Origin of the sequence: Paenibacillus sp. Root52, from assembly GCF_001426865.1 — a bacterium.
In the GTDB taxonomy this organism is placed as follows: domain Bacteria; phylum Bacillota; class Bacilli; order Paenibacillales; family Paenibacillaceae; genus Paenibacillus.
The window spans coordinates 711,790-736,852 of record NZ_LMFO01000001.1 but is presented as its reverse complement, the minus strand read 5'-3'; the positions used below and the strand labels follow the sequence as shown (position 1 = coordinate 736,852).

Annotated in this window: 21 protein-coding genes and 1 pseudogene; 19 read left to right on the top strand and 3 right to left on the bottom strand. The window is 43.3% G+C overall.

The window, feature by feature from the left end:
- The first annotated feature begins 97 nt into the window (after positions 1–97).
- The 10 genes from ASD24_RS03100 to ASD24_RS03055 all read left to right on the top strand — a co-directional run bounded on the left by ASD24_RS03100 (position 98) and on the right by ASD24_RS03055 (position 16,033).
- Positions 98–1,198: an ATP-binding protein gene (locus ASD24_RS03100; RefSeq protein WP_056691332.1), complete on the top strand. Its 1,101-nt coding sequence runs from the start codon at positions 98–100 to the stop codon at positions 1,196–1,198.
- Positions 1,186–3,594, top strand: a complete 2,409-nt coding sequence (locus ASD24_RS03095) for a DUF5682 family protein (protein ID WP_056691330.1) — start codon at positions 1,186–1,188, stop codon at positions 3,592–3,594. Before ASD24_RS03100 ends, ASD24_RS03095 begins: the two co-directional genes overlap by 13 nt.
- Complete coding sequence (locus tag ASD24_RS03090) at positions 3,579–4,784, top strand: VWA domain-containing protein (protein WP_082560251.1); 1,206 nt, start codon at positions 3,579–3,581, stop codon at positions 4,782–4,784. Before ASD24_RS03095 ends, ASD24_RS03090 begins: the two co-directional genes overlap by 16 nt.
- 82 nt (positions 4,785–4,866) lie before the next feature.
- Positions 4,867–8,418, top strand: a complete 3,552-nt coding sequence (locus ASD24_RS03085; RefSeq protein WP_056691319.1) for a DUF4132 domain-containing protein — start codon at positions 4,867–4,869, stop codon at positions 8,416–8,418.
- A gap of 4 nt (positions 8,419–8,422) precedes the next feature.
- The gene (locus ASD24_RS03080) at positions 8,423–10,198 is read left to right on the top strand and encodes a hypothetical protein (RefSeq protein ID WP_056691316.1); all 1,776 of its coding nucleotides are present in this window, start codon (positions 8,423–8,425) and stop codon (positions 10,196–10,198) included.
- Positions 10,185–10,466 carry a hypothetical protein gene (locus ASD24_RS03075; protein ID WP_056691313.1) on the top strand — a complete coding sequence of 94 codons (282 nt, stop codon included), beginning with the start codon at positions 10,185–10,187 and terminating at the stop codon, positions 10,464–10,466. The genes ASD24_RS03080 and ASD24_RS03075 overlap by 14 nt, the downstream gene beginning before the upstream one ends.
- Before the next feature lie 240 nt (positions 10,467–10,706).
- A complete protein-coding gene (locus ASD24_RS03070) occupies positions 10,707–11,249 on the top strand; it encodes a sigma-70 family RNA polymerase sigma factor (RefSeq protein WP_056691311.1) in 543 nt (180 codons plus the stop codon).
- A 10-nt stretch (positions 11,250–11,259) separates the two neighbouring features.
- The gene (locus ASD24_RS03065; protein ID WP_162248915.1) at positions 11,260–12,678 is read left to right on the top strand and encodes a DUF4179 domain-containing protein; all 1,419 of its coding nucleotides are present in this window, start codon (positions 11,260–11,262) and stop codon (positions 12,676–12,678) included.
- Between the two features lie 178 nt (positions 12,679–12,856).
- Positions 12,857–15,361, top strand: coding sequence for a WG repeat-containing protein (locus tag ASD24_RS03060; RefSeq protein WP_056691305.1), 2,505 nt, complete (start codon positions 12,857–12,859; stop codon positions 15,359–15,361).
- A gap of 132 nt (positions 15,362–15,493) precedes the next feature.
- Entirely contained in the window at positions 15,494–16,033 is a 540-nt protein-coding gene (locus ASD24_RS03055) for a hypothetical protein (RefSeq protein WP_056691302.1), read from the top strand.
- 241 nt (positions 16,034–16,274) lie between these two features.
- Here the strand turns inward: ASD24_RS03055 and ASD24_RS03050 are convergent, their stop codons facing one another.
- Complete coding sequence (locus ASD24_RS03050) at positions 16,275–16,730, bottom strand: CBO0543 family protein (protein ID WP_056691300.1); 456 nt, start codon at positions 16,728–16,730, stop codon at positions 16,275–16,277.
- Positions 16,731–16,790: 60 nt separating this feature from the next.
- On the bottom strand, positions 16,791–17,000 hold the full coding sequence (locus ASD24_RS30885; protein WP_082560284.1) for a hypothetical protein: 210 nt from the start codon (positions 16,998–17,000) through the stop codon (positions 16,791–16,793).
- Positions 17,001–17,158: 158 nt separating this feature from the next.
- Here ASD24_RS30885 and ASD24_RS03045 point away from each other — a divergent pair, with 158 nt between their 5' ends.
- Both ASD24_RS03045 and map read left to right on the top strand, forming a co-directional pair.
- Positions 17,159–18,571 (top strand): DKNYY domain-containing protein, encoded by a 1,413-nt coding sequence (locus ASD24_RS03045; RefSeq protein ID WP_056691297.1) that lies wholly within the window; start codon positions 17,159–17,161, stop codon positions 18,569–18,571.
- Between the two features lie 150 nt (positions 18,572–18,721).
- Entirely contained in the window at positions 18,722–19,462 is a 741-nt protein-coding gene (map, locus tag ASD24_RS03040; RefSeq protein WP_056691294.1) for a type I methionyl aminopeptidase, read from the top strand.
- Between the two features lie 172 nt (positions 19,463–19,634).
- On the opposite strand, the gene ASD24_RS03035 is transcribed toward map, so the two are convergent.
- The gene (locus ASD24_RS03035) at positions 19,635–20,309 is read right to left on the bottom strand and encodes a DUF4097 family beta strand repeat-containing protein (protein ID WP_056691291.1); all 675 of its coding nucleotides are present in this window, start codon (positions 20,307–20,309) and stop codon (positions 19,635–19,637) included.
- A gap of 206 nt (positions 20,310–20,515) precedes the next feature.
- Between ASD24_RS03035 and ASD24_RS30670 the strand changes: the two genes are divergently transcribed.
- The 7 genes and pseudogenes from ASD24_RS30670 to ASD24_RS03000 all read left to right on the top strand — a co-directional run.
- Positions 20,516–20,656: a hypothetical protein gene (locus tag ASD24_RS30670; protein WP_056691288.1), complete on the top strand. Its 141-nt coding sequence runs from the start codon at positions 20,516–20,518 to the stop codon at positions 20,654–20,656.
- A gap of 24 nt (positions 20,657–20,680) precedes the next feature.
- On the top strand, positions 20,681–21,457 hold the full coding sequence (locus ASD24_RS03025; protein ID WP_056691285.1) for a MerR family transcriptional regulator: 777 nt from the start codon (positions 20,681–20,683) through the stop codon (positions 21,455–21,457).
- Positions 21,454–22,113, top strand: a complete 660-nt coding sequence (locus ASD24_RS03020) for a GAP family protein (protein WP_056691282.1) — start codon at positions 21,454–21,456, stop codon at positions 22,111–22,113. Before ASD24_RS03025 ends, ASD24_RS03020 begins: the two co-directional genes overlap by 4 nt.
- Positions 22,114–22,163: 50 nt before the next feature.
- Positions 22,164–22,802, top strand: coding sequence for an NAD(P)-dependent oxidoreductase (locus ASD24_RS03015; RefSeq protein ID WP_260985380.1), 639 nt, complete (start codon positions 22,164–22,166; stop codon positions 22,800–22,802).
- A gap of 24 nt (positions 22,803–22,826) precedes the next feature.
- A complete protein-coding gene (locus ASD24_RS30665) occupies positions 22,827–22,976 on the top strand; it encodes a hypothetical protein (RefSeq protein WP_200956122.1) in 150 nt (49 codons plus the stop codon).
- A 27-nt stretch (positions 22,977–23,003) separates the two neighbouring features.
- Complete coding sequence (locus ASD24_RS30880) at positions 23,004–23,264, top strand: immunity 26/phosphotriesterase HocA family protein (protein ID WP_235540304.1); 261 nt, start codon at positions 23,004–23,006, stop codon at positions 23,262–23,264.
- A gap of 591 nt (positions 23,265–23,855) precedes the next feature.
- A pseudogene (locus ASD24_RS03000) lies at positions 23,856–24,800 on the top strand (MFS transporter); the annotation flags it as partial.
- Positions 24,801–25,063 lie beyond the last annotated feature (263 nt).

The window sequence follows — 25,063 nt, the reverse complement described above, 5'->3', positions numbered from 1 at the left end:
ATTTTTACCGTTTTCTACGGTGGTTTAGCGTATGCTGTGATAAAATGCCTAGTATAAGAACATACGATCTGTTTATTGGAGAGGAGAAATCTTGACGATGGAGATGCTTAAACCACCCGCCGAGACATTATATGAAACTGAATTACGCGCACTACGAGAAGAAGATACAGGGAAACGTCCCCCACATTGGTTGTTATCTCCTGTGTACGTCAGAGATTTTATTATTGGTAGGGATAAGCCTGCTATATTGAATGGTGAGGAGGTTCCAATTACACGTAAATTTTACGGTAATGACGTACTAATCGAACGAGCAGTCGTCACACTTGCCGGCAACCGAGGATTGATGTTAGTGGGTGAGCCCGGTACAGCAAAGACCATGCTCAGCGAGTTGCTCTCCGCAGCGATCTCAGGCACCAGCTTGAATACGATTCAGGGCACAGCAGGCACTACAGAAGATATGATTAAGTATTCGTGGAATTATGCCATGCTGCTCGATAAAGGACCTTCAGAAGCTGCTCTTGTACCTTCCCCTCTATATAATGGGATGAAAAAAGGCATTATTACACGTTTTGAAGAGATTACCCGTTGTCCAGCAGAGGCACAAGATAGCTTGATCAGTATTCTTAGTGACAAGGTGATGAGTATCCCCGAGCTGGATGGTGGCGTTTTGTTTGCGCAACCAGGATTCAACGTTATTGCTACCGCCAACATACGGGACAAAGGTGTCAATGAGATGAGCGGTGCATTGAAGCGTCGTTTCAATTTTGAAACGATCAAACCAATCAGCAATGTCAAAATGGAAGCCAAAATTATTGAGTCACAGGCTCGGAGCCTATTATTACATAGTGGTATCGATATTGATATCAATACAGATGTGGTTGAACTGTTAGCCACAACCTTTATGGAGCTTCGTACAGGATTAACGCGAGAAGGATTCAAGCTCGATACACCACAAGCAACGATGAGTACGGCTGAAGCTGTATCGGTCTATGTTCAGAGTGCGATGACATCCTATTATTACGAAGACAAAGATATCGCATTAGATCGGCTTGTTCAGAACATGCTTGGAACGATTGCTAAAGAAAATGAGAAAGATCTTTCGATTCTCAAATCCTATTTCTCTAAGATTGTGAAGGAACGAGCCAGGGAAGAAGGAATCTGGAAGGATTATTATGAGGAGAAAAAATGGATCGGTTAGAAGAAGCTCGGCAGCGAGAGCTTGAACATGTCGAGACGTTATTTGATTCTCAGGTGTACAACCTGAACAATGACACGATCTATTTTCCTATACGCCATCATAGTCCAGCGTGTTCTTATCATTTGCTACGGTTAATAGAGGAGTACAAGCCAGATACCATTCTCATTGAAGGGCCGGAGAGCGGTAATCCTTATCTGGATGTATTAAGTGATGAAGCTACCATTCCACCCATCAGCCTGTATTACACCTATGAGACGGATCAAACGAGAGAAGCATGTTATTATCCCATGCTGCGATATTCACCCGAATATGTAGCTATTAAAGAAGCCTCACGGCTTGGCATACCAGCTCAATTCATTGATCTGGATTATCATCATTTCTCGAAGCCGAGAGAGCAAGAGCAACAACACGTATCCGTTCAAGATGAGACATTGCTCGCAGGGTCTGACTTTATTCAACGGTTGTGCCACAAAACGAATTGCCGCAGCTTCGATGAGTTGTGGGAAAAAGTATTTGAGATTGCAGGGCTTGAGAAGACCACGCAAGCATTTGTGCAGGAGGTATTTACCTATTGCACGTTATCTCGTATGTGTTATACAGATGAGCAACTGCAACGTACAGGGGATCTCGCAAGAGAGACTCACATGAGACAACGTATACAAGAAGCTAAGCAGGTATTTGACCGCGCACTGGTGATTACAGGAGGATTCCATACCTTTGGGCTTGTTATGCCAGATTCGAGTTCAACCAGCTCCGAAAACACTAATTTATCACATCCTTCTCAAGAGCCGGAGCTAGAACCCGTGCGGAAGCAAATGTATCCGATGGTGTACACATTCGCTGAAGCAGATCGATTAAATGGATATGCAAGCGGGATGCCTTATGTCAATTATTACGAACAGATCTGGAATCACATCCTACGTCATAACCAGTCACCCTATCATGCAACCGCTGTGGAGGTTCTATCTAAACTTACACGCAAGCTACGTGAGAATCATGAGTATGTTTCTACAAGCGATGCGATTGAAGCTTATAGCATGATTCAGGGACTCGCCTCACTGCGTGGCAAGAGAGAAGGCGGAGTTTACGAGTTAATGGATGGTGCGTTATCCGCCTTTGTAAAAGGTGAGCTTACACTAGCTACAGATAAACCACTACAAGAGCTTCAGCATGTATTGACCGGGGATGTTATCGGTACAGTCGCACCAAACCGCTACAGTATTCCAATTGTTGAAGACTTCAAGAAGCGCTGCGATGAGGCCAAGCTTCAGCTGCGAACAACAGGCCAACACAAGAAAGTCTTAGACCTGTATGCGAAGCCTGAACATCGCAAGCTCAGTCAACTATTTGAATGTACGACGTATCTTGTTCCGGACTTTGCCAAACGGCAATCAGGGCCGGATTGGGTTGCACAGCGTGATATGAATTTAGTCCGGGAGACGTGGGTGTATGCATATTCCTCCAGAGTTGAAGCACGCTTGATCGAAAACTCGCTATATGGTGGAACGATTCAGGAAGCAGCAACACGGAAGATGGAAGAAGCGATGAACAGCATCCCAGATCATCATAGCGGAGAGCTTGCCAAGGCGATGCTGCAAGCCATGCTGATGGGACTACAAGGCACCTCGAAACAATTGGTTGAGAGGGTTCGAAGTGCGCTGAGAACAGATGGTAACTTCCTATCCTTGTGTGCCAGTCTTCGAATACTACACCGCATTCATCAGCATCGCAGACTTCTTGGTCTATTTGAAGATCAGCAAATGCCCGATATGGTGCTCGAAGCATATAACAACGCCGTGGACAAGCTGCTGCATCTCTCTAGAACGAACGCTGATGAGCATGAAGCAATCATTCAAGGGTTGAAGCTGCTTGCCATGCTGGCAGAATCCTCTGAGGAACGTTATCTCGATGACACATTCAGAATACATTTGAATGAACTATTAACGGATCATCAGCTTCCTGCTCAATTGGAAGGCGTATGTATTGCCATTTCCTCAGGACTTGGTGATCGCCCAAGACAGGAGATCGCAGAACGAGCACGTGGATACATCCATGGGGCTCCGGAGCAGATGCGCCAGACTGCACTATATTTGCAAGGTGTATTTGCCGTAGCTCGTGATGCTTTCTTATATGAAGACGAACTGCTGTATGAACTAAATCTTCTTATTGAGCAGCTCCCATTGGATGAATTTATGAGTATGGTACCTGAACTGAGGTTTGCATTCACCTATTTCACACCGATGGAGACGGGTCTCATCGCTGACAGAGTCGCAAGTCTGCACCAGGTTCACTCCGAGGAATTAGGACGAGCACCAGTAGATGAACAGCTACTCCAAGCAGCTAGATCATGGGATGAAGCGATGCGAAAGGAGTTTGACGCATGGAAGCTGACCTGAATAACGAGGTTCCGACAAGTGATCATCTGGATAATGTTAGCGACGAATCTACGGAGGTACGTAACACAGCCGAGACCATTAATCGCTGGCGACTCATTCTCGGTGATTCAGCAGAGGACGGATTGTCTAACAACGCAGCATTTGATTCCGAGAATTTTCAATATCAAGAAGTTGATGAGATTCTAGGTTATTTATATAACCGTGAGTACGGCGAGGAACAGGGATATCGCAAAAAAGGTGGACAAGGCGCTTCGGATCTGACGGTTCCTAAATGGCTTCATAAAGTTCGAGAGCTCTTTCCTAAAACGACAGTGGAGATTTTGGAAAAGCAGGCGCTTGACCGTTATGGCTTAACAGAGCTATTGACCGACAAGAAGCTGTTAGAATCCCTTGAACCAAATATGAATTTGCTCAAGAACATTATGCAGTTCAAAGGTCGTATGAAGGGCGATGTACTCCGTAGTGCCAAAGAAATCGTGCGCACCGTGGTTGAGGAGCTTCGCAGTAAGTTAGAGTCTCAGACCCGAGCCAGTATTCTAGGAAAACGCAGTCGTTACACATCTAGCTCTGTACGCTCTTTGCGTAATCTGAACTTCAAACGAACCATCACCCGAAATTTGAAAAATTATGATAAAAATAAACGAAGATTTGTGATAGATCGTCTCTACTTTGACGGTTCGACGCAGAACCATAACAAGTGGGACATTATCATTGGTGTCGATGAGAGTGGAAGTATGATGGATTCCGTGATCTATAGCTCGGTTATGGCTAGTATTTTCTATCGTCTGAATGCACTTCGTACGAAATTATTTATATTTGATACCCAGGTGGTTGATCTGAGTAACCGACTGGAAGACCCCGTGGACGTTCTCATGAATGTACAGCTTGGTGGGGGAACGCATATCGCCAAAGCGTTAAGGTACGGTGAGACGTTAATCGATAACCCTGGCAAAACGATCTATATTCTCGTCAGCGACCTGGAAGAAGGATTCCACATTAATCATATGTATCAAGCGTGTAAAGATATTATTGATGCGGGTTGCAAATTACTCGTGCTCACCGCTCTCGATTTCAATGGAGATTCGGTCTACAACAAACATGCTGCGCAGACACTCACGAATATGGGTGCGCATGTTGCAGCCATCACCCCGAATGAACTTGCAGATTGGATTGGTGAGATCATCACGTAAGGCTGTCTGGATGTTTGAAGGATAACATAGGTACCACATCACGTTTGTTGATTGTAAACTCAACCTTAAGGAGGAATAAAATATGATTACAGTTGATCGCGGAATTGAAGGTTTAGTCGAAAAGTTTGCAGTGATGTGCTCTCAGGACTATTCACTCAAAACAGACCGTAGTGACGAAATTATAGAATATGTAATGGGTCGTACAGATAAGTTTCCTGAGATGATGGGGAAATCAAGCCATTATGTCTATTATACGATTGATATGTTAACCAAGCTTGGCAAAAAGGATGACGGAGATGTGTTTTTCCGTGCAGGAGCTATTGTGATGCATTTGGAATCTAGCTATGCTAAACGCAATTCGTGGCGAACAAGTGCGTTTGAAATATGTATTAGCGCCGCGTTCTCACCGTATGGCTTAGCTGGAAGAAGCTCAAACCCTGATCGCATGGCTCAGCTAGTGCAACGACTGAACAAAATCAAGGAATTCGCCGGTGAAGAGGAAATCCATGAAGAATTGAAGGGCAGATTGAAACGTGCGCAGTGGCTCTTCAATAACAAAGAGAATCAGGGTAACTATCAGGATATCCTTCAAGCACTCATGTTATTACAACTGTACTCCAAGCTAAGTGACACTCCATCTCATGCTGCCCAGGTTCAAGAGTATAAGCAATCTCTGCCGCCATTATTGCAATATGTGATGGAAGATGATTCGGAGAAGCTGCGGGATGAACTACATACACTATTCGAGCCTGCAATTGTGCGTAATATGCAAGGAAAGCATAACAGCTCTGCCAAAGTGCTGAAGGATGAGCCTATACAGCAAAAGCGCAGTCAGCTTATAGCTGAGTATTATCCGAATACTGAACTTTCTTCCAAAGAACAAGGCTCACATAGTGAGTTTCATCAAACGATGGTGCTGCTCAGCAGTGCTGTGCTGTACCTGATTAATATTCATGGAGGCAAACAGCGCTTCCTTGATGCGAAGACGGAGACAGGGGCTGTTTTGCTAGATACCATCCAACGTTTACATGAGGTGTACCCCCTCGAAGTTCGCCAGTATTTGCTCGGCTTGGACTCCAGGCCGAAGAATGCTAATGCTCTGCTTGAAGGACTGATCTCCTTGGAGGAGCCTTACCAGTTGATTGAATTGTTACGTGATGAACTCAATGCTTACATGATATCTTGGAACACACTGCACGCTGCTATTGCGAGTCAACCAGAGCAAGCGGCACGCGCATATGAGATTCTCAAGACTCCTTTTCTCAAGGCCGTTATTCAAAAAATAATGGAAGATAACGGATTAACATTACCTAATCCGGAAGCGACTATGGAGGAAGCTCTGTTCAACGCTCTTCGTCAGCCTTTGGATGGCGGAAGACAGGGACTTGCGATTGCACGGTATTTAAATGGCGAAACGTCACTAGAAGAATATTGGGAAGATCCGAACAGTCGCGGACTGTTTAATCATCTGAATCGGGATCGAAAACGAATTAACAATCTAATCAGCGTTAGCTTTCTGCCACTTGATTCGGAAGCGATGCGCCGGTTCGCCATCTTGACGACTCATCCGGATTGGACGCTGGATATTATCTCGGATATGTATAGCTCTTATGCTTTCAGTGGCGAGAAACTACTGCAACATTATGGACAAGACCCTGAGGTGAAGCGTGAGCAATTACTTACCAGTCTATTCTCGCTTAATGGAATGACGGACTACAGCTACAAATCGATGCCACAGGATGAATATCGTCGCATCATTCAGCAGAATCTGGATTATGCTATTGCACAATACAAGAAACTGCCTACAGACACTCGTATTTTGATACTGGAAATTGCTTTTGAACAACGTGAAGAGCTTCCAAAGCAAAAGCTGGCTGAGGCGATTCGCGCGGGACTACAGGATTCTTCTAAAAAAGCAACGAGCACCGCGTTAGCTGAATTCAACCGCATACCGGATCAGGAATTATATATGTTGATATATCGCTCTGAGAAAAAAGCAGCAATCAAAGAAATGGCTTTATCTGCAATCCGAACACTAGAGAATAGCAAGTCATTATACGAGGAGCTGTTAAGTAGCGAGAAATCAGCAGACTGGAAAAACCTTATTCAGATCCTGCAAGAAACTGCAGATCAGAGTCCAGAGTTTGCACATGCTGCGCTTGCTGATCAAGCAGATACCAAAAAGCTATCTAAACTCGGCTGGTTGTCTGTGAAGGATTTACCTGCTCTCATTCGTTCTGAGGATAATCAACCGCTAGATGATCGTATTAAACAGTATGCCTTGGTACAATCGGTTGAACATACATCTGCTCCGAATGAACGACTTAATGAACTTCGCGAATATATTAGCGAGGAATCGTTGGCACGTTTTGTGGATGAGTTACTTCATGTGTGGATTCAAGATGGCGCTCCTGCCAAGGAGAAATGGGTGATGTACCTTGCAGCACTCTTTGGTGATATTCAGATTGTGAATATATTGGCTTCTCAGATCAAGGAGTGGACAGAGAATAGCCGTGGTGCCATTGCAGCAGATGCTGTAAAAGTGCTTGCATACCTTAAAGAGCCTTCTGCTCTAATGGCGATCGACAAAATTAAACGTAGTGTGAAGAATCGTCAGGTTAAAGGTGCAGCAGAAGAAGCATTGCAGCTCGCAGCAGACAATCTGGGACTCACTTCGGAGCAGCTGGAAGATCGATTGGTTACAACTCTCGGATTCGATGAGAATGGTACGTTACAGCTAAGTTATGGTGAGCGCTCATTCCTCATCAAGGTGAGCAGTGATCTGCAAGTCGTCGTGCTGAATGAAGAAACAGGCAAATCCGTGAAGAGTCTGCCTGCTCCCGCGCAAAAAGACGATGCTGAGCTCGCCGCTAAATCCAAGGCACGTTTCACACAACTGAAGAAAGAACTCAAATCCATGGTTGCTATCCAGGCACAACGACTTGAAGAGTCATTGTCCAAGCAACGTTTATGGTCTGCAGAGGACTGGAAAGACCTATTCGTTCGCAATGTCATTATGCGTAAATTCGCTGTTGGTCTCATCTGGGGAACGTATGAAGATGGGGAACTGGTAAACACCTTCCGTTACATGGAAGATGGTACGTTTAATACCGTGGACGAGGATGAGTACGAGCTTGCTTCGACTGCACGCGTTGGGCTAGTACATCCACTTGAGCTTGAGCCATCCTCATTAGAAGCTTGGAAGACACAATTAGATGATTATGAGATCAAGCAACCGTTTGAACAGCTAGAACGTGAGGCACACGTCGTTGAGGATGATGACAAAAATAAAGTTGAATATGAGCACTTGCCAGGAGCCGAATTCTCGCCAACTGCTCTGCCAAAAGCATTGGAGAAATACGGATGGATCAAAGGCCCAGCACAGGACGGTGGCTGGTATCATGAATTTTACAAGGAATATGGAGACCTCGTTGCAGAACTACAGTTCAGTGGTACGAGCATCACGTATTATGATGGGTTAGAAGAGATTACACTTGAAGGGCTACACTTCTTCAAACCGGAGAATAACAGATCGTATTATTATGGTAATAACAAAGCTATTCCGCTCGGACAAGTATCTGGACGCATATTTAGTGAAACCATCTATGATATTTTGAGAGCAACGGGGCGTTGATCAGGTGAGTTCATTTGAACAGAAGTTTCGGATATTCTCCAATTTATGTACTGAAGATTATTTGATTCGATATGCGAATAAGGGATTATACAAGCGGTCTTTAAAAGAGTTAGACAACGGCGTAACGGTAGACTACACATGGAACGAGACATCCGTCAGTTGTGAGCTAAGTGAAGGCTCCACGTGTACGTTGCAAGATACGCTAGATCAGTGGCAATGTTCATGCCCATCTGAACAGATCTGCAAGCATGTGTTAATTTCAATCCTCTATTATCAGCGGGAGCATGCATCGACAGATATTAAAAATTCGGATGAGCAAGGTGAAGCAGATGGCGTAACCGGCGTAAATCAGGCCAATGAACTTGATGAAGTTCGTATAGATCAAGCCTCATCGTCTATAGTCACAGCGTCCCGATTCCGCTGGATGGTTGAATCCAATCTTACAACATTGATTAAATCACTGAATTCTTCAGTCATTGAAGAAGTGCTGTTCCGATTGAGATATCCTGAAGCCATAAAAGTGTTGGAAGACTCGCTTCTTACGGTACATCTTGTGAGTCAGGACATCGAAGTTTCATTCACCGAAGAGCCCAGTCTCGCTAAAGCTCTGTGCAAGGTGAAGCAGACAGCTGGAAATATCGCTAAGCTCGAAGCGTTGCTTCGTTACCGGATGCAACAAGGGATAGATGATACCGAATCTCTAAATACCAAGGCATTCGACCTGAAGTTCTCACTACAGACGGTTAGGGAATGTCGTGTTATCCTGGCTGAAATGCTCAAGACAGGCTTAGCACGCCTTCCTGGGTCCTATATGGCAGAGTTAGAAACGCTGGCGATTACAGCCCATAGTGGTAATTTACCTGATATCGAGCGTAGCTTACGTGGAATTCAGGGGGAGCTGCAGTTGTTCTTTAACCGACATGTACGCTTCTCTATGCACACTTTGCTAAGCCGAGTAAGCAAGCTGTATCTTGCACTTCACGTCCTTGAACAGGAAAAAGCGTCGGCAATTCAACAAAGCCAACTTATCGGTCGATTCCGTAGTAAATATTATACGGTGCCGGAGCTGCATTTGTATGGAATAGGAGCAGATGCATGGGAGACACGCTCAGGCTTCCGAGGCATCACGTATTATTTCTATGGGTTAGATGATCAGCAGATCTATACGTATAGCGATGTCAGAGCCACTTATTATGATGATCATGAATTCTCATATACGGAACATTATGGATCTTACATTCCATGGCTGCCCCAGGTGACGTTTCGTCAGTTTGCAGGAGAAGAAGTGCAATTTCGCGCTGTCAAAGTAAATGAAGAACACAGGCTATCTTCTGGCGAGGGAGCTAAGCTTACGATACTCCCTCGGACCGAAGTAGAGAATGTGAATGTAGAGCCGCTGGTACAGCAAGCTTCGACGATCCTGAGTCATGATTCACAGGAAGTTAGCTTGTTCTCTGCGCCTAAAGAGCGACTCGCGATATTTAAGGTCTCTCGTATATTGGAGCATCACTTCGAACCAAGCACGCAGGATCTTATGCTTACGATGTTGACAGAAGCAAGTGAAGAGCTCGTGCTGACATTACCTTATGCCTCGGATTGGGAAACGACGATTAAACGCTTGGAATCCGGCTATGGTGCGGCAGCCCTAGAGCATTTCTATGCTTTTGTCCGAGTGGAGCAGCAGCAGATTGTCCCTATCAGTTTTCTGAAAGGAAGCACTGTATTCAGTCTTAAGCTGGATCTGGGTTACGGAAGGATGAAGAGACTTGGAAGACTATAATTACCTCATGCAGAGATTCGAGAGTTGGTCGGAAGAGTTGTTATTACGAGGTTTATCTCAGTTTAGCACGAGAGATCTGGACGTACTGCAACCACTGGCGGAGGAATCATTGCAGTTGCAGATGATGTTTTTACACGAATTAGTTGACCATGTGATCCAGGAAGGTCGCCGAGTCGCTCTTGGAGAAGGCGATGAAGATGTATTGTTATTTCAGTTTTGTCGTCTGACCCAATATGTACAGCTAAGTAGTAAGCAAGACACCCCATAACATGGTAGTGAAGCTTATCTGAGCGATATAGAGTTTGGTTCATCCGAGCATGTAGCTATAATCTAATCAATGAATTTCATATGATTTAAAAATTTAGAAGATTTGCAGTTGGCTCTTACCTCTGCAAATCTTTTTTTCATCTGTGTAAGTAAAAGTCGTTTTCGCATCGAATATAGTAGGGTCAGTACATATGGATATGATGCCATCACAACAGGACGAGAGAGGAGGGAGTTTATAGTCGTGAACGAAGAACAGATTAGACATGCAATAGCAAGTGGTGATCCTGATGCGATGGAATGGGTGATGAACCATTACGCCGGTTTGTTATGGAAAGTCGCTCATTCTATTCTCTATCGGGCATCGACTGAGGAAATTGAAGAATGCGTAGCAGATACATTTTTTACGTTTTGGCAAAATCCAGATGCATTTCAATCCGGTCGAAGTAGTCTCAAAAATTATCTGGCCACGATCGCCAAACATAAAGCTATAGATCGCTATCGAAAGCTAAACCGTAGATCTGAGCTTACATATGAAGATGAGATTCATGCACAGCATGCAGAAGACTTGCTTGTTCAGCTCATTAGTAAGGAAAACGATATGGAACTTAAACAATTAATAGAGTCTTTTCCAGAGCCGGAACGAGAGATCATGAAGCGCCGCTTTTACGATGGACAACGACCCCATGAGATCTCGGAAGCATTGTCTCTGCACGTCAGGCAAATTCACAATAAGTTATATCGTTCCAGACAGCGATTGAAAGCATGGTGGATCAGTAGGAAGTAAAGGAGGCGACATGATGAAAGAATCCAACCAACCGTTGACGGAGCAGAATCTCACTAACATTAAGCAATTGTTCTATGAAAGAGTAGCGATGAATGAAGCTAAAATGGTTAAACCATCCGCTGTTTCTCAAGATTCCCCTATACCTCTAACACGAGCCAAACCTCGGAGAAAAAAGATCCGTAAAGCAATATTCATCCCTGTTACTGCTGTGCTCTCTTTATGTGTGGTGACGGGTGCTGCTGCTTCTGTGGGAATCATCGATCTATCTTCAGTTCTTCATTTTCTAAGTGGGGATCGGTTGAGTATTCTAGAGCCGGTGCATCAGGTCAGTGAAGATCAGGGCATCCGAATGGAAGTGATAGGTGCAGCTAGGGACGGAGACACAACGGAAATCTATGTTGCGCTCACTGACCTGACAGGGCATCGCATCGACGATACATTGGATATTTATGATTTCAGAGTTTCTGGAGGAAGGGCAAATAACGCACAGGTTGTACATTACGATGAATCGAAGCAAACGGCCATTGTGCGCTTTCTCATTCAAGGAAAAGTTAGCTCACAACGAATTACGGTTCGCATTAATACGATGATGTCAGGGGCAGCCCGTAATGATGAATATCGTGTGCACATGGATTGGGACAAATTGCTGCATGAGAAGAACAACCTTAGCTATGATGTCCTGGATAGGGAAACTGATTCTATCAGTGGACTCGGCGGTGAAGCTGGTAATGAGTTATGGGAGAGCGGCAAGATTCCTGTACTGCATCCAGATGTAACCCAGATTCCTATAACGGGAATGGAGTGGATGCATATTTCGAATATTGGTTTTATTGATGATAAGTTACACATTCAGATTAATCCAGACAATGAGATCGGGGAGTACAATTATGGTCACTTCTACTTTACGAATGAGCAAGGAAAAAAGCTTGATATACCTGAATATTCCATTAGCTATGGGCATTACATGAAGGATGGCGTGGGATACGGAGGAGACTATATTGAGTATGTGTATGATTTATCTGCTCAATCCTCAGCCGGTCAATTGGATCAGATAAAGCTTAAGGGGAGCTTCACTAACATCACCGAAGTCTTGAAGGGAAACTGGACAACTACGTTTGACCTCAAAATGGATGCTTCACGTAAAGTGGGAGCCACCCAGCTTACTGATCCAGATGGTTCACAAGTTCCGATCTCAATTCAGCTCTCCACCATTGGCGTTACTCTTATAGGAGACAAACTAGAAAAGGTTCCGTTAGATGATCTGCGTATGGAGATTTATCTAAAGGATGGTTCGCGACTTACTGCGGTCTCCGGTTTTATTAGCCTGGATCAGGATCTCATCAAGTGGATATCACCCTCAACGATTCCAGTGCACGATGTAAGTCATCTGCTTATCAAGGGACAGAAGGTAGCTCTGCAAGATGAATAAAGAATCTTAATGTAGAAGACTGAATAGAGAAGAATGCGTGGACATATCGCAAGATGTTCACACTTTGTATCCATTTTCTATGTAAACGTGGAAGTAAGTTATGGAAGTGAATTTCATGTCATATCCCTATAGATGACGCATACCATTAGGCGAATGCGGTCATAAGGGAGGAACCAAAATGTCTATAAGCGAGCCGCTACTTGTTCAGATTGTCCATCAACATATCCCGGCTGGTGCAACAGTCGTCACAATTGATAAACCGGTGAAGCATCCCGCCATTTATGCTGCTGATCTGACTGGAGATGGCATCCCCGAAATTGCTACAGTCTATCAGTTGAATGGTGAGTTGTACTTACTTATTCTGAAGTTCTACAACGGGCAATGGATCAAGATGTCGCTTACCAAAGGACTGGGATATCGGGTTACGTTGCTGACGGCTGCGCCAGTTACATCTACCTCTAGAAATAATCTTATTGTGGGCTGGCAGCTAGGTGCCATCTGGTCGAAACTTGCTGTATACGATTGGACGGATTCGGGTCTGAAGGATCTAACCCCGGACGATGTCGTATTTAGTCATGCAGAGATTATTGATATGCCTGGACAGCATGGACGAGATGGCAAAGTAGAAATCGCACTATGGATTCATGATACAGGCGAAGCCTACCGGGTAGATATCATTCGCTGGCAAAATGGCAAGTGGGTATCTGCGCCGGATGTCTATCCCTACTATTTCCCCAAAGTTGTGCAATATTATGAGAAGCTCACGCAGCATTATCCGGACTATATTTTCTACTGGAGTTACCTCGCAGACGCACAATATAAAGCAGGCATGTTCCCTGCTGCACTAGCTTCTGTTCAGAAGGCATTAAGCTTCTCAGACCCATATCCGTCCAAAGAAGCACTACTTGCGCTTGAGAAAAGCATTAAACAAGCTATGGAGAGTGGCAGCCATGCGCGGGAGGTCACGTGGTTATATCCCGTTTCCGTTAGAACCGTGCAAGGGACTCGGTGGGGGTATATGGATGAACAAGGGCATGTTCGACTGGAGCCCGTACTAGACGATGCGCGTGATTTCCAGTCAAACGGTCTTGCCGTTGTCGTGCAGAATGGGAAGGCCGGCGTCATTAATTTGAATGGACAATTTGTCGTTCAGCCGATATACGATAGCATTAATTCGTATGTGGAAGGTCGAGCCATCGTTATTGATTCCCAAGGATTCAAAATGATTAATGAGCAAGGTCATGTCTTGACCCGACGTGCTTATCCATTTATTGCAGATTTGTCTGAGGGAAGAGCTTTATTTTACGATACGGACAGCAGTTCAGGTGGTGGAACCAGCAAATATGGTTATCTAGATCATTCAGGTCAAGAGGTCATTAAGGCACAGTTCCAGTCAGCTTACGATTTTCAGCAAGGGAAAGCCGTAGTGCAGATTAAGGATAACGAGTATGCGTTAATTGATCTCAACGGAAATAGACTCGCGACCTATCCTTATCCGTATGTAGGCCCACTAGGAGACGGACTGCTTGCATTTCAGAAGGAGACAGCAGGTAAATATGGTTACATCGATGAACGCGGCAACATTATTATTCAGCCTCAGTTCAGCACAGCACTTCCATTTCATAATGGTCTTGCGATCGTTAACACCTCTGAGGACTACAAATCAAGTTATGGTGTGATTAATCCGCAAGGACAGTTCGTCATTCAGCCCACTTATAACGATATACGGGAGCTTGGAGAGCAGCAGTTTGCACTTGGTCAAGCGATTGATCCAGCACAGCCTTACATTGGTTCCTTGTATGCTATTGCAGATGAAGGTGGAAAGTTACTTTCTCCATTCACATATCGGGAAGTGGGACAGTTTAAACAAGGGTTACTTTCTGCGTCAGATGGCAAACGCACTTATTTACTCGATCGCAGCGGTCAGCCTGCTCCAGGATATCCTCAGGTGGAAGGCTCAGGAACATTAGAGGTCGTAGCACCGAATCTGATCAAAGCGTATGTCGATCAACGTCTATCTTATGTGAAGCGAAGCGGACAGGTGGTATGGAAACAAAATACGATCGTCCCGCTCCATCCACCGTATCGTGTGCGTGAGGAAAAGTATAAGCCTAACGTAGACTACTTGGTATATTATCCGCAAGTTGAAGGGATGGCAGATCAAGCCGCGCAGCTGGGGGTTAATGCCAAACTAAAAGCTTTATCGCAGGTTAAGCCTATTCCTACAGATCAGAAGTTAGATTATTCCTATACGGGTGACTTTGAGATCAGCTTCTATAAGCAGCAGTTGCTTCAATTACAGCTTACAGGGTACAACTATCCGTTTGGTGCAGCACATGGCATGCCTACGATGATTTATGCCATTATTAATCTAACGAATGGGCATATGTATGAGCTCAAAGACTTATTTAAGCCAAACAGTGATTATGTCAAAGTTCTAAGTCGAATTGTGGCTGATCAGATTAAGACTGATCCACAATATTCGTATGTGTTTCCGGATACGTATGAGGGGATTAGCCCAGATCAGCCGTTCTTTGTGACAGCAGATGCGCTGCATCTGTATTTTGCTCCATATGAGATTGCACCTTATGCCGCTGGATTCCCAACCTTCACCATTCCGTTTATCCAGATCAAGGATATCATCAATACAGAGGGCGAGTTCTGGAAAGCTTTTCATATGTAAATGCATCGACTTGTAGGATACACAAATGAGAATATGTAGAGTAGGAACAAACACCGATGTCCCATTCGCACAGGCAAGTCGTCCACCCAACGCGTAAACTGAAGTAAGTTCAGTGGAGCGAGGTGAAAATGCATGGCTAAACCAAATACAATACGCTTAAAGGCAGAGCGATATAAAGATCGTCCTGTATGTGTGACTCTCCATAATGGTGAAACGTATATCGGCTACATTAAGGATGTGAAACATGAAGGCGTGGTGATTGCCGGGGGAGGCAAGATATCGAACACGGAATCATCCGGTGGGAAGCCCCATTCCTCTAAACGCAGCAAGGGTAATCGCAGTCATGGTACGGGCGTTCGTTCTAACAACCGCCGCAAACGGGTTAACGGCACACGTAAAACGTCCAACTATACGCGTACTGCTTCGCACGCGCAGGTCTCATCCTTCATGCCAATGATGGGTTCACTATTAGGCGGGTTAGGAGGAGCGACTTCGGCTGGCGGTATGCTGGGCGGAGGTATGCGGCTGTTCGGTATGATTCAACGTTTCGTGCCTGTCGTGAAAATGGGCTACGGCATGATCAAGTCTATTCAGCCATTTATGGGTGCAGTGCAAGGTCTAATGGCGCCACAGCAGCCTAGTGCACCTGAAGCTGAGACGGAAGAAGAATAACTCAATATTTAAAAGCCCCAAGGAGGAAAACGTAGCCTGAGGGGCTCTCTTCTTTTTAGATATGAATCAACCGGTTCCATCGTCGTCTGCGTTTCCTAAACGATTAGATCTTTATACATTTATCTAAATATCTAGTTATGTCACGTTCGTCATTTCGGATGCCTGTAATAATCATAGCCTGGTTCGCATTAGGAGCAGGTTTGATAAGAGCGTCATTAAATAGTTCATCGCATTCGTATGGCTAAGTTCTTTCAGGATACAACAGATGTGCAAACATCCTACAATAGCCATATGCGAGTACAAACGGTAGAAAATATGAGCAGAACGTCCAGAAGATATTCCATCCATTAAAATAAACAACGTGTCCCATGGTCTTCGCGATCCATTCAATTAGAGTTAGAGTAGATGCTGCAACAAGGATCGACGGCCAAGGCTTTTTCTTATGCACAACAATAGCATATATCATCAGACAACCTGCCATCGGATAGATGCCTAAGTCCATCGGAAGTGCAGCATAGGATTGGTTCCTCGTGTTGGGTAGAATGTTCCAGAAAAAATTAAACCCCACGCTGTTAATGCATGCTGAAGTTGCGATCCCTAGCGGATAATAAATGAGCAATATTTTTAACTGTCGCCTTAATATCCATCCACCTATAATGACAGGAATAACAAATCCCACGATAATGTTCCCTAGCATGCGTATCCTCCCCTATAATCTATGAAACTTTTTAATGATTCCATCTGAAGTAATGATTGCTTAATGCCGTTTAAGTTCCTCTAATAGACGATCTACCTTATCCGTAATATGCTTTAATTTTTTGTCGTAGTGTTTATACGTGTAGTAACCAATGATGGCTTTAACTACAAAGAAGAGTACTGCGGCGATTACAATTAAAACATAGTTGTGTGCTAGCTGTTTGAGCCAATCATTGATCGCATTGATGGGGTTCGCCTCCCTTGAGAACATGGATGATTTGGTTAAGATGTCCAAAGTTAATTTAAGTCATACATTTCCAAGACATATCGCTTCGGTTCGTTTACTTACCTAACCTATACTGTTTGCCGTACAATGACTTACAGGTATAAAATGAGAGTATTAACCAGTTTCTTCATGGGAGGTTGAAAATGACGAGCTTGTTTGTAATTGAAGCGAACCGTGTCTTGTTGAACCAAGCAGAGGGGGAGCCTAAGCAGATTAAAGGCGGGATCACCGGTGACAGCTTCTCTGTTATACATAGCTTCTATCGCGGATGGATTCCATTTGGCTATCTACGAGATGTCCAGGGCGTGTGGTGGTTTGATGGCCGTAAGAACAAAGTGACTTTAGTAAGTCGGAGTGCGGATGAATTCCGGGTACTGGACGATGATTACGGGTTGGACACGATGCATGTTTATCTGGAGGACAAGCTAATCCCTGAATCGGATGCGGCTAGCTTCGAATTACTGCCAGGCTCGCCTTATTTCGCTAAGGACAAGCAACGACTGTATGTGAAGAACGGAGATCGGTTTCATACGTGGGATGATATTGATGTCGAGACCGCTGTGGCTCGGATGGATTACTGTACCGATAAGGATCATGTGCTGCATCTATATCAATCGTTATCCTACGCTAATGGTAGTAAAGATGAATTGCTTGGTTGGTTACAGGAAGCTCATCCTCATGTTCAAGGGTGGTGGCAACCTGACTATAACGAATCAGAACATGGAGCAGAGCAGATACAAGGCTATTGGTACAGGACAGATCGAGCGGTCTATTATTGTGAGGAAATTGGTGGTTCCGGGAGGAAGGGGACGCGGCTAGTATATAATCTGGTAAGAGGTGCTGATCCTGCATCGTTTGAAGTGTTCAATGATCAATATGCTCGAGATGCAGAAGGAGTCTATTGTACTTGGCGAAAAGCTACGAGAGCTGATTCGCAGACTTTCGAAGCGCTAGGTGGTTTGTTCGGGAGAGATGCGCAGAATATTTTCTATAATGGATATGCTGTTGTAGGAGCCGATCGTGACACATTTCAATGTTTGTTAACCTCAGGGTCATTGGGGCTTTCGAAAGACAACAATCACGTCTACCATGCACAGTTTGTGCGAACAAGCAGACCGTTTGGTCATCCTGATTATGTGCTCGAACAATTACCTGGCGCTGACGCGGAGAGCTTCACGATCTTGTCAGACAACGGAAGCTGGGCAGTTGATCAAGATCATGTATATCAGTGGGGAGCCTTAGCTAAGAAGCTTGATCGTGCTAGCTTTACTTTTTTGTTCGATCAAGGGGTAGAGAGCTGGGCTTACGACAAGCATGGGCTATACAATGCTAATGGCCGGCGTACAGTGAAGGGGATCGATGGTCAGACTTTTCAAGCGTTCAATCGTTATTGGGGAAAGGATGAGCACAACGTATTTTGCTTCGTCACAGGTGGCATACAGCGGGCGGCAGATGCAGCGACGTTCCGAGTGACGGACGAAACTGGGGGAGCAGAGGATGCTTATTTTACCTATGTAATCACAGACGAAGGAACCATTAAAAAGTCAAAAAAATAGCCTCTAATAACACATAACCTTTATAAAAAAGTTGCGAAGCAGTGCCCCTTTAGATATGATGGTTTAATGCGGTGTTTGGGTGACATTACCTGAGTTAAGCCAATAACATATAATGATGAAATGATGATAAAAGATAGTGAGGTCTGAATAATGATTGCAAAAACAGAAGAAGATTTTAATGGCTTGAAGGAAATTGGTAAGATCGTAGCGATGATTCGTGATGAATTAGTCCAAAAAACGGTTCCTGGCATTACAACGAAAGAGCTTGATGATCTTGCTGGTGAGCTATTTGAGAAAGAAGGCGCAGTTTCTGCTCCAAAAAGCGAATATGATTTCCCTGGATTTACGTGTATCAGCGTTAATGAAGAAGTAGCCCACGGCATTCCAGGAGAACGTGTAATTCAAGAAGGAGATCTCGTGAACATTGATGTATCTGGCTCGAAAAATGGTTATTTTGCAGATACAGGGATTTCTTTTGTCGTAGGTGAAGGTGATGAAGTACGGACTAAGGTCTGTGAAGTGGCTAAACTGGCATTCGAAGCTGGTCTTAAAAAAGCAAAACCGGGTTCCAAAAAAAGTGGAATCGGCAAAGCTGTATTCCAAACGGCAAGACAACATGACCTGACGGTGATCAAAAACCTTACAGGACACGGTATTGGACGTACAATTCATGAAGCTCCAGACCATATTTATAACTATAATGATACTTCTGATGATGAGCTGTTAAAAGAAGGCATGGTTATTGCATTTGAACCATTTGTCTCTACCTTGGAAGAAGAAGTATTCCAAAAGCAAGATGGTTGGACATTTGCAACAGAGAAAAGTCATGTGGCTCAGATGGAGCATACCATTATCCTCACAAAACAAGGTCCAATTATCATTACACTTTAATATCGTCAATAGCATATGTATGTTCGATGATGTATTGGTCGATTCCATTCAGGAATCGGCTTTTTGCTGTTTGTTGTTTGGCTGATATAAAGCGATTGTTAGCGTATAAATAAGCCCGAATGCTGTAGTGATGAACTCTGATCATTCGGGCTTACGCGTCATTCTTTTACTCCTAGTCAATACGGATATTGCCTGATGAGGTTGAAATGTCTACTATGAATGATCCCTTGCCTGTCTGCCCTGAAGTTTTTTTTCTCGTAGAGCTATGTTGATCTAACGTAAAAGCAACCGAACGCTTGCCACTGTTGGATTGAAGTAGCCAGTTCGCATCTGCATCTTTGTTTCTCACGTTCAAGTTCACATTCCCACTGGAGACTGAAATTTTAATATTGGTTTTGATATCGAGAAGATCCATGGATACATTCCCGCTTTTCCCTCTAATATCAAGTTCTATGACCTCGAGATCCGTTACATTAACTCGGCCAGATGAACCATCCACTACGACTTTGCCCTCATATCCGGAGGGAATATACACATTTAGTGTGGGCATTGCTCCGATATTTAATAAACGTCTTATATCGCTCTTCATAGATAGTTTAAGCTGATTCTTGGTTGTGTCGATATTGACTCCTGACCCGTTGTCGTTGGAAACAAAGGAAGTCTGCAATTCATCTGTATCACCAGAATGGAGGTGCACTGTGGTGCTGCCATGATTGATATAGATGGTTTCGATTCCTTTTAGTGAGCTATGTCTGTTTTCCTCTGTTTCATATGTACTACAGGCACTTATTAAGCTTATCAAACTTAGTATGAACAATAAGACAAGCCATGGCTTCTTCTGTTTCATGATTCCACCTCATTTCATAATTACTGCTGATTGTATTGCATTACGTAACGTCACTTGCAAGCCCTAAACTAAATCAATGGATAAACACATTTTAATCATTAAAAATATACAATACCCCTTGAAAGTGACGTAACGTCATCTAGTATAATTTGCAATATTCGTAGTCAGCTTATCATAATGACATCGCTATAAAGGGGAGAGAAAACATGAAAAAAGAAGATATGATCATATATGGATGTGTTATCGTAGGTGGGGGAATCGGTCTGATGATTGATAATCCACTACCTATGGTAGTTATAGGGTTGGGAGCAGGATATCTGATCAAATTTGCAACAACTAAAAAATAAAATGAGAAGAGGAAGGGAGAACAAATGATACATATTAAAGAATTGGCGGAACAGACGAACATTACGGTTAGAACACTAAGATATTACGAGCAAATTGAACTGCTGATCTCTTCATCGAAAACGGTGGGAGGACATCGATTATATACGGAAGAAGATCTCCAGAAACTACAGGAAATCCAGTTTTACAAAAGCTTGGGCTATAGCCTCTCGGATATCAAAATGATGTTGACCGATTCGGAGTGGAACTGGACTGCGGGGTTAGTTAAACAGCTAACGTATATTACAAACGAAAGATCAAGATTAAAGGAAATGGAGCAACTACTACGTACTGCTATAAGCGGCCTAGCCTTAGAGAAGGGTAATCAAGAACAAGTCATTCAGAATCTAATCAAGTTAACTATGCAGGATAAGCGCAATTACGAGCGATTTAAAGAACAGACGTTTAATGAAGCAGAACTGCATCTATGGGGGAAACTTCCAAAAATGAATGCTGATAATCCCGAGTCTATGGAATGGATTGGTCTGATTGGCATGATTACCAAATATCATAGAACCCAAGTATCGCCATCCTCTGATAGTGTGCAAAACGTAATTCGTAGAATGTTAGAGAAACAGAAAGACGAGTACCAAGGAGAAGATGCTTTCTTAGACAAACTATGGGAGATGCGCAAATCTCCAACAGAATCAGAACAGCTTGGATTATATCCTATAGATGTAGAAGTCCTCGAATACATGGAGCAGGCGTATAACATCTCCATGAAGTCTCAACAATCAAGTATTGATACAGGAGGGGATGCATGAGTACTGAACTATTATGGTTTATCGGCGGGTTATCGTTGCTAGATACCTTAAGTCCAGCGACGTTAGGCGTGACTGTGTATTTAATTCTGACGGAAAAGAAAAAATTAGGATCTAGATTAATGATCTATTTATTCACGATCGTTGGATGTTATTTTGGAGCAGGTGTTGCGATTAAATTAGGATTTGGCTTTCTCTTTGATATGTTCTCATCGTTTATACAGAACCGTGTTGTTAGTTGGATTATTTTTAGTATAGGGGGCATTTTGTTTGTCTGGAGCTTCTATGTTCCAAAGAAAAAGCAAACATCCGGTGTACTCATGAAGAAAGGCAGAACCAATTCATCCATGGTTATGCTTGGAGTGACGACAACTATTGTGGAAATAGGTACCGCTTTACCATATTTTACTGCAATCGCGCTAATGACGAATTCAGCGTTAGTTTGGTACGAGTGGATTCCAGTCTTACTGGCATACAATATCATTATGATCTTACTTCCAATCCTACTATATGCTTTATATATCTGGGTTGGATCTGGGATGCAAAAACCTTTAGAATACCTTCAGCAGTACTTTTCTCAAAATACTAGTTCCGTAACATCCTGGGTCATGTGTATTGTAGGATTGGTTTTAATCTTCTACAGTGTTGATTATTTATAAGTTGCCCCATAGAATCAATAATAGTTGTTTTGCATCAGCATCTAGTCAGAATTCAGGAGGTTTATGTTATGCGCATTGTAATTATAGGAGCTACTGGACGAGTAGGAAGCCATATCGTTGAACTAGCGCTCAAGGATAGACACCATGTCACTGCATTGGTTCGTAATCCAGATAATTTGCAAGTTGAGGATCGTAATCTTACTGTCGTTGTAGGTAATGCATTAAATCAAGAAAATCTAGCGCATGCTATAAAAGGAGCAGATGTTGTAATTAGTGCCTTAAATACAGATGGAACTACAACGTTGTCGGAGAGTATGCCATTGCTCATTGAGAGCATGTACAACGAAGGTATACAACGAATCATTACGATTGGAACCGCCGGCATTCTGCAAAGTAGTATCTCTCCAGAGCTTCTCCGTTATCAATCTAGCGAGTCTAAACGGAAGTCAACACGTGCAGCAGAAGAGCATCATCGAGTATATACATTGCTTCAACAATCTACGCTGGATTGGACGATCGTGTGTCCTACGTATTTGCCAGACGGAGAACGTATTGGCACGTATCGGGTAGAGCGCGATGTATTGCCTGAAGGGGGCGTTGAAATATCGGTTATGGATACAGCAGAATTCGCTTACAAGCAGATCAAAGATCAATCTTATATTAGGTCTCGGGTGGGTATTTCTTATTGATGCTTCAGAAAGGAAGAAAGAAAGATGGATAGTATAAAACGTAAGAGAACAAAACTTGGAGATGTATATGCCATTGATCTGCCTAACGGCAAAGTTGCTTTTGGCAGAAGGTTCAAGGATGGATGTATAGCTATTTATAGTTACATTGGGGGTTCCTATGAAGATACTCCTTAGGAAGAGAATTATCAATTTGTAGTAGGTGTGTATGATGATGTATTAAAGTCAGGACTGTGGCCTGTCGTTGACCACCGTCCATTTATGAACGAAGAAGAAGCCTGGCCACCGCCAATGTGTGTAATTGACCGATTGTCAGGTGGATATTCGTTGTACCATAAAGGTGAAATGCGACATTCGAGTCAGCAGGAGTGTGAAGGTTTAGAGATCGCTGCTGTGTGGGAAGCATATCACATTGTGGATAGAATAATGGGCAATGATAAGTGGCATAAAAATCCTTTAAGTTAAGATAGTTGCGTAGAAGGGAGGTTGCAAATTACTATATAAGAAAGTTGAATAAATACGTATAACATAAGGTGAAATAGAAGAAAGTATATGTATGGAATATAGAATGCCGTTAGCATATTTAACCATACAAAATGAGAAGAATCACGAGGCTGATATATACCGAAAGACACATTTATCCATATATTACGACCAAGATCAGATTCAACGGATGCCAAATCGATGTTGGGAAAAACGATTATGGATTGAAAAAGTAATAATATGGTTAAGATCGTTCGCAATAAAACTCATGAAAGTATTGACCGGTCTAAAAATGGATTTGTAATCTATAGCAAGTTAAAGTGATTTGGATGAGTGCGTAAAAAAAATGTAAAATTGAGATGAACTTATGAAATGACAATTATAATGTATGGGGAATTGAATTGATGATTATAAGGAATGAATGTATGAATTAATAATCAAGAAGGCACACAGTCACACAGTCTAAGAAATACAAAGATTATAATAATAAATACTTGCTCATTATACTGTTTCACAAAACTCGTATTTTGTACATATGTATAAATTCACGCGCATGTCTCTTTCATCTAAACAATTGGCGGGGTCATCATTCACTGGTGGGGCTGGCCTGCCATCTTTTTGGTTAATATTCCGTTCGTAGTGACAAGCTTTTTGTTAGCTTGGAGGCATATTCCTAAAGATATTCCGTTTACGACATCCGTTGCTCGCAACATGTCCTTTCGCAAATGGTCTGATTTGATTGATGCGCCAGGAGTTCTCCTATTCACCGTGGGGCTGGTTGCTCTGCTCGTTGGGTTATTGTCCACAAAATCGTCTGGTCAACTTTCATTAAACAACGTTATTGTCAGTCTGATTGGCTTCGTGGGTCTGGGAGCTTTCGTGCGACATGAGTTAAAAGCGAAGGCACCCTTTATTCCTATACGCACATTCATTAAATATCCTGCAATGACTTGGGTCAATGTCGAATTCTTGGTCGTTAACTTGCTGTTTTACTCTCTCTTTTTCGGGCTTCCGTCCTACTTGCAAATCGTTCGTCATGTCAGCGAGTTCCATACGGGGATGCTCATGCTAAGTTTAGGCTTGTGCTCGCTCGTTACTTCTCCAATGGCAGGACGATGGATCGATAAATCAGGTCCCAGGCCAGCATTGCTTGTGTCCGGAATGCTGATGACATTTGGATCTGTGTGGATCGTAACATTGGATCAGAATTCACCAGTTATCAGTGTGTGTCTGGTTTTAGCTGCATTCGGTGTTAGTAACGGATTGAACAGTGTCGCTATGCAAGCGGCCTTATTCAAAAGTTCACCAAAAGTAATGATAGGTGTAGCTTCTGGAATATTTAATACCTCAAGATACCTGGGAACCATTCTCTCTTCTATACTGATTAGCAGTTTAATGGGAGGTAACTTCAGCTTTGAAGGTTTTCGAGTACTTGGGATGATCCTCACATTAATTGCATTGTCATTGGTATTCATAAATTGGCGGCGCAAGGAGACAGGGCAGTTGCATGAGTCCTAGTTATCTGACATATGTAAATTAATCCTCACTGAAACGTGGGATAATTCTTTATTAGAGCTAGGAAGAACTGAATTAAGTATGAACATCTTCATATATATAGAAGAAGAAAATTTCATAATAAAAATACCATCTCGCAGGTTCCTTAACGAATTTAAAAGACGGTGTTTTTTTTAGAAGAATATTTGATTAAGCCCATTGTATAGGAGCTTCCGCATACCTTCATTCCCTTACATTGAATTCCCAGGCTGGGGAGAATTATCTGT